This window comes from Dietzia sp. UBA5065, from assembly GCA_002415925.1.
Lineage (GTDB): Bacteria > Actinomycetota > Actinomycetes > Mycobacteriales > Mycobacteriaceae > Dietzia.
This window is the reverse complement of the sequence record DIAZ01000061.1, coordinates 1-5,933: the sequence shown is the minus strand read 5'-3', so window position 1 is coordinate 5,933 and position 5,933 is coordinate 1. Positions and strand designations below refer to the sequence as shown.

Genomic DNA, 5,933 nt, shown 5'->3' with positions numbered 1-5,933 from the left:
CCGGAACACCGGGGGCGGCCGCCTCGCGCGCGTCTGCGCGGTTCAGTGGGGCTGGAACAGGATCAGCCCTGCTCTGCGGCCAGCTTCTTCAGCGACTCGGTGGGCAGGAAGTGGTCGCCGTACTTGGCGGCCAGCTCCTCGGCTCGGGCGACGAAGCCCTTGTAGCCCGAGGCGACCTTGGCGCCCGGCTCCGAGTAGTTCTTCGCGTACTGGCGGGTGCCACCGGTCCACGCGGGGAAGCCGATGCCGATGATCGAGCCGATATTGGCGTCGGCGTCATCCTCGATCACACCCTCATCGACGCACTTCTGCGTCTCGAGCACCTCGGCGAAGATCATGCGGTCGATCAGATCCTGCAGCGGCGGGGCGTTGTCCGGCGAGGTGTTGAACGCCTCGCGCAGGCCGGGCCAGAGGCCCGTGCGCTTGCCGTCGGAGTACTCGTAGAAGCCGGCACCGGCGAGGCGGCCGGACCGCTCGAGCTCGTTGACCATCTTGGCGGTGACGCGGTCGGAGGCGACCTCGACGAACTCCTCGCCGGCCTCGGCGGCGGCGTCGCGCGCGGTCTGACGGATCTTGAGCATGAGGTTGAGGTTCAGCTCGTCCGACAGCTGCAGCGGCGCGGCCGGGTAACCGGCGATGCGGCCGGCCTGCTCGATGGTGGCGGGCTCGATGCCCTCATCCAGCATGCCGATGGCCTCGTTGACGAACGTGCCGATGACGCGCGAGGTGTAGAAGCCACGCGAGTCGTTGACGACGATCGGCACCTTGCGGATGGCGAGGGTCAGGTCGATGGCCTTGGCGAGCGTCTCCGGGGTGGTCTTGTCACCCTTGATGATCTCGACGAGCTGCATCTTGTCGACGGGCGAGAAGAAGTGGATCCCGATGAAGTCCTCGGGACGCTGGACGCCCGTGGCCAGGTCGGTGATCGGCAGGGTCGACGTGTTGGAGCCGAGGAGCGCGTCGGGATTGACGATGCCCTCGATCTCCTGGAAGACCTTCTTCTTCAGCTCGGGCGACTCGAAGACCGCCTCGATGACCGTGTCGCAGCCGGCCAGATCCTGCGGATCGATGGTCGGGGTGATGCGGGCCAGGAGGGCGTCGGACTTCTCCTTGGTGGTGCGACCACGCTCGAGCGCCTTGGCCTCGATCTTCTCGGAGTAGGCCTTGCCCTTCTCGGCGCCGGCCATCTCGACGTCCTTGAGCACGACCTCCATGCCCGCCTTCGCGCACACGTAGGCGATGCCCGCGCCCATCATGCCGGCGCCGATGACGCCGACCTTCGTGAACTCGGTCTTGGGGATCTCGGAGCCGTCGGCGGCCGTGGGCCGCGCGCCACCCGACGAGCAGTGCTGCAGGTCGAAGAAGAACGCCTGGATCATGTTCTTGGCGATGGGGCCCGTGACGAGCGAGACGAAGTAGCGCGCCTCGATCTTCTCGGCGGTCGCGAAGTCGACCTGCGACCCCTCGACGGCCGCGGCCATGATGGCTCGCGGCGCCGGGGAGGGCGCACCCTTGGTCTGCTTGCGCATGTTGGCCGGGAAGGACGGCAGGACGCCGGCCAGGGCCGGGTGGGTGATGGTGCCGCCGGGCAGCTTCCAGCCCTTGCGGTCCCACGGCTGGGTGGCCTCGGGCTCGGACTTCAGCCACGCCTTGGCGGCGTCGATGAGCGTGTCGGCGTCGACGACCTGGTCGACGAGGCCCATCTCGAGTGCCTTGGCGGGCGCGAAGGACCTGCCGGACATGAGGATGTTCGGCACGGCCTGGGCCAGGCCGAACATGCGCACGGTACGGACGATGCCACCGCCGCCGGGCAGCAGGCCGAGGGTGACCTCGGGCAGACCCACCTTGGCGCCACGGGCGTCGGCCATCACGCGGTGGTGGGTGGCCAGGGCCAGCTCGAGGCCGCCGCCGAGGGCCGCGCCGTTGATGGCGGCCACGACCGGCACGCCGCAGGTCTCGAGGGCGCGCATGCGGCCCTTGATCTCCATCGACCGGGCGTACAGGTCCTCGGCGTCGGCCGGGCCCGCCTGGATCATGGACTTGAGGTCGCCGCCGCCGAAGAAGCTCTTCTTGGCCGAGGTCAGCACGACGCCCTTGATCGAGTCCTTCTCGGCCTCGATGCGGTTGACGGTGGTGGTGAAGTCGTCGATGAACCGGGCGTTCATCGTGTTGGCGCCGTGGTCGGGGTCATCCATGGTGAGGGTGACGAAGCCGTCGCCGTCCTGCTCCCACCGGAACATGTTTTCGCTCACTGGTTCTTTACTCCTGTATGGCCGTGTTGGTGGGGCGGATCAGACGCGTTCGATGATGGTGGCGACACCCATGCCGCCGCCCACGCAGAGCGTGATGAGGGCGCGCTTGCCGCCGGTCCGCTCGAGCTCGTCGATCATCGTGCCGGTGATCATGGCGCCGGTCGCGCCGAGGGGGTGACCCATCGCGATCGCGCCACCGTTGACGTTGAGCTTCTCGTCGGGGATGTTCATGTCCTTCTGGAAGCGCAGGACGACGGACGCGAACGCCTCGTTGATCTCCCAGAGGTCGATGTCATCCGCGGTCAGGCCGGCGATCGCCAGGGCCTTCTCCGCGGCCGGCGTCGGGCCGGTCAACATGATGGTGGTGTCGGCACCGGAGGTGGCCGAAGCCACGACGCGGGCGCGCGGCTCCATGTTCATCTCCGTGCCGGCCTTCTCGGAGGCGACCAGCACGAGCGCGGCGCCGTCAACGATGCCGGACGAGTTGCCGCCGTGGTGGACGTGGTTGATCTCCTCGATCCAGTGGTACTTCTGCAGCGCCACGGCGTCGAAGCCACCCATGTCGCCGACCATGGCGAACGACGGCTTGAGGCCGGCGAGCGACTCGACGGTGGTGCCCGGGCGCATGTGCTCGTCCCGGTCGAGGATGGTGATGCCGTTGATGTCCTTGACGGGCACGACGGACCGGTCGAACCGCCCCTCGTCCCAGGCCTGGGCGGCGAGTCGCTGCGAGCGCTCCGCGTAGCGGTCCACGTCCTCGCGGCTGAAGCCCTCGATGGTGGCGATGAGGTCCGCACCGATGCCCTGGGGCGAGAAGTAGGTGTCGTAGTTGGTTGCCGGGTCCATGGCCCAGGCGCCGCCGTCCGAGCCCATCGCGACGCGCGACATCGACTCGACGCCGCCGGCGAGGACGACCTCGTCCCAGCCGGAGCGGATCTTCTGCGCGGCGATGTTGATCGAGCTCAGGCCGGACGCGCAGAACCGGTTGATCTGGACACCGGCGACGGTGTCGGGCATCTTGGCGGCCAGCGCGGCGATGCGGGGCAGGTCCATGCCCTGGTCCCCGAGCGGGCTGACAATGCCCAGGATCACGTCTGAGATCCGGTTCTCGTCGAGGTCGGGGAAGCGGTGACGCATCTCCTCGATCAGCCCGACGGCCAGATCGATGGGCTTGACTCCGTGGAGGGCGCCGCCGGGCTTACCCTTGCCCCGCGGTGTGCGGATGGCGTCGTAGATGAATGCCTCGGTCATGGGTGGTCCACGGCCTTTCTCTGGGCGGAACTGGTACGTGTTCCGCTTCACACTACGTGGTGCTCCCGGGCGGTTCGGAGTGCGGTCCGTTTCGGCTCACCGCACCCGGTACGCACCGGTGGCACAGTGGAGCCTGCGCGTCCGTGACGCCGTGAGACCAGCCGCCGCCCCACCACTGAGGACACACGTGAGCCCGATCGACGCCGTACCCCCCGCCCTGGCCGAGCTCGCCGCGGAGTGCGGGGTCGCCACCAGCTACGAGGACGCGCACGGTGTCCACCGGGACATCTCCTCCCGGACGCTCCGAGCGGTCCTCGCCGCCATGGGGGTGGAGACCGGACGCGACGACGACGAGGGCGACACCGCCGTCCGTGAAGCCCTGACGGAGGTGCGGCTGCGCCCCTGGCGGCGTGTGCTGCCCCCGACCGTCGTGGCCAGGCAGGGCACCGCCCTCACGAGCCCGGTCCACGTCCCGCGCGGCGCGAGGGTGCGCCTGTCGATCGCCCTCGAGGACGGATCCGCCCCCCTCGAGCTGCGCCCGTCCCCCACCCCCGAGCAGTCGCGGGAGGTCGACGGCGTGCTCACCGACCGCCTCGCCGTCCGGCTCCCGGGGTCGCTGCCGACCGGGTGGCATCGCCTCCTCGCCGTCGTCGAGGGTGAAGAGGCCGCCTCGCACCGCGCCGAGTCCACCCTCCTGGTCTCACCACCCACGATCCCCATCCCCGCCGGACTCGACGAGCGACGCGCGGTGGGACTGGCCGCCCAGCTCTACCAAGTGCGATCGGCGCGGTCCTGGGGCGTCGGCGACCTGTCGGATCTGGTCGCCCTGGCCGAGTGGGCGGGCCGGGACCTGGGCGCCGACTTCGTGCTGGTCAACCCCATGCACGCCGGGGAGCCGTTCCCTCCGCTGGGGCCGTCCCCGTACCTGCCGACCACCCGCAGGTTCGCCTCGCCTGTCTACCTGCGGCCGGAGGAGATCCCGGAATACGCGGGGCTGCCGCCGGCCGACAGGGCGAGGGTGGACGCGCTCGCGGAGTCGCAGCACCCCGCCAACCTCGCGGACACCATCGACCGCGATTCCTCGTGGACGGCCAAACTCGAGGCGCTGCGGATCCTGTTCGCCGCCCCGCGGCGGGCCGAGCGAGAGTCCGGTCTCGCGGACTTCGTCTCCGCCGAGGGACCGGGACTGGGCCGCTATGCCGTCTGGTGCGCGCTCGCGGCGGAACACGGCGCCGACTGGTCGAGGTGGCCCGCGGCCCTGCGGGATCCCGAGTCCCCCGAGGTGGCGCGCTTCGCCCGGGATCACGCCGGGGAGGTCCGCTTCCACCAGTGGGTGCAGTGGCTGGTCGCCGAGCAACGCGCGGCGGCCCAGCGGAAGGCCCTCGAGGCGGGCATGCGGTTGGGGATCCTCCACGATCTGGCGGTCGGTGTGCACCCGACCGGCGCCGACGCCTGGGCACTTCACCGCTCGCTCGCCCGCGGTGTCACCGTGGGAGCGCCGCCGGACGTCTACAACCAGCGCGGACAGGACTGGTCGCAGCCGCCGTTGCGCCCGGACTCCCTGGCCGAGCAGGGCTACGGCCCGTTCCGCGACATCGTCCGGGCCGCGCTGCGTGACGCAGGCGGGGTGCGGATCGATCACATCCTCGGGCTCTTCCGACTGTGGTGGATCCCCGCCGGCCTCCCGCCCACCGAGGGCACCTACGTCCGGTACGACTCCGAGGCGATGCTCGGCGTCCTCGCGCTCGAGGCCGCGCGCGCCGGCGCCGTGGTGGTCGGCGAGGACCTGGGAACCGTCGCTCCCGGGGTCCGAGAGGTGCTGGCCGAGCGCGGGGTCCTGGGGACGTCGGTGATGTGGTTCGAGCAGCGGGACAGCAGCCCGCTACCCCCCGAGAGCTACCGCCGGCTGTGCATGGCCTCGGTCACGACGCACGATCTCCCCCCGTCCGCCGGGTACGCGGATCTCGTCCACGTGGACATCCGTCGCGAGCTGGGGCAGTTGACCGGCGATCCCGACGAGGAGCGCCGCAGCGCCGGGGAGGAGATCCGCTCGTACGCGGACGCCGCCCGCCGGCGCGGACTCCTGCGCGGCGACAGCCCCGAGGATCTGGTGGTGGCGTTGCACGCGATGCTGTCCGCGACCCCCTCGCTGCTCTGCGCGGTCTCGGTGGCGGACCTGGTGGGCGACCGCCGGCCGGTCAACATGCCCGGGACGTCCGACGAGTACCCCAACTGGCGGGTTCCCCTGTCCGACGGCCGGGGAGCGCTCGTCGGCCTCGAGGATCTCCGCACGTCGCCACTGGCCCGTCGTGTCGTGGACGCCGCGCTCGGCCGCACCCCGGGAACCCCACAGCACGGGTGAAATGACGAGAGCCCCGGTCGCGGAAGGCGATCGGGGCTCTCGTGTGAAATTGTGTTCGGCGGTGACCT

3 protein-coding genes are annotated in these 5,933 nt (G+C 70.6%); 1 reads left to right on the top strand and 2 read right to left on the bottom strand.

What is annotated here, in order from left to right; translation table 11 throughout:
* Positions 1-62: 62 nt before the first annotated feature.
* Both B4M60_RS04675 and B4M60_RS04670 read right to left on the bottom strand, forming a co-directional pair.
* Entirely contained in the window at positions 63-2,252 is a 2,190-nt protein-coding gene (locus tag B4M60_RS04675) for a 3-hydroxyacyl-CoA dehydrogenase NAD-binding domain-containing protein (protein ID WP_291080753.1), read from the bottom strand.
* 39 nt (positions 2,253-2,291) lie between these two features.
* On the bottom strand, positions 2,292-3,503 hold the full coding sequence (locus tag B4M60_RS04670) for an acetyl-CoA C-acetyltransferase (RefSeq protein ID WP_291080751.1): 1,212 nt from the start codon (positions 3,501-3,503) through the stop codon (positions 2,292-2,294).
* Positions 3,504-3,690: 187 nt separating this feature from the next.
* Here B4M60_RS04670 and malQ point away from each other — a divergent pair, with 187 nt between their 5' ends.
* Positions 3,691-5,865 carry a 4-alpha-glucanotransferase gene (gene malQ / locus B4M60_RS04665; RefSeq protein WP_291080749.1) on the top strand — a complete coding sequence of 725 codons (2,175 nt, stop codon included), beginning with the start codon at positions 3,691-3,693 and terminating at the stop codon, positions 5,863-5,865.
* Positions 5,866-5,933 lie beyond the last annotated feature (68 nt).

What these genes read in the sequence shown, in the direction of transcription:
- B4M60_RS04670 (WP_291080751.1), bottom strand. Translation starts at nt 3,503, where the DNA reads ATGACCGAGGCATTCATCTACGACGCCATCCGCACACCGCGGGGCAAG.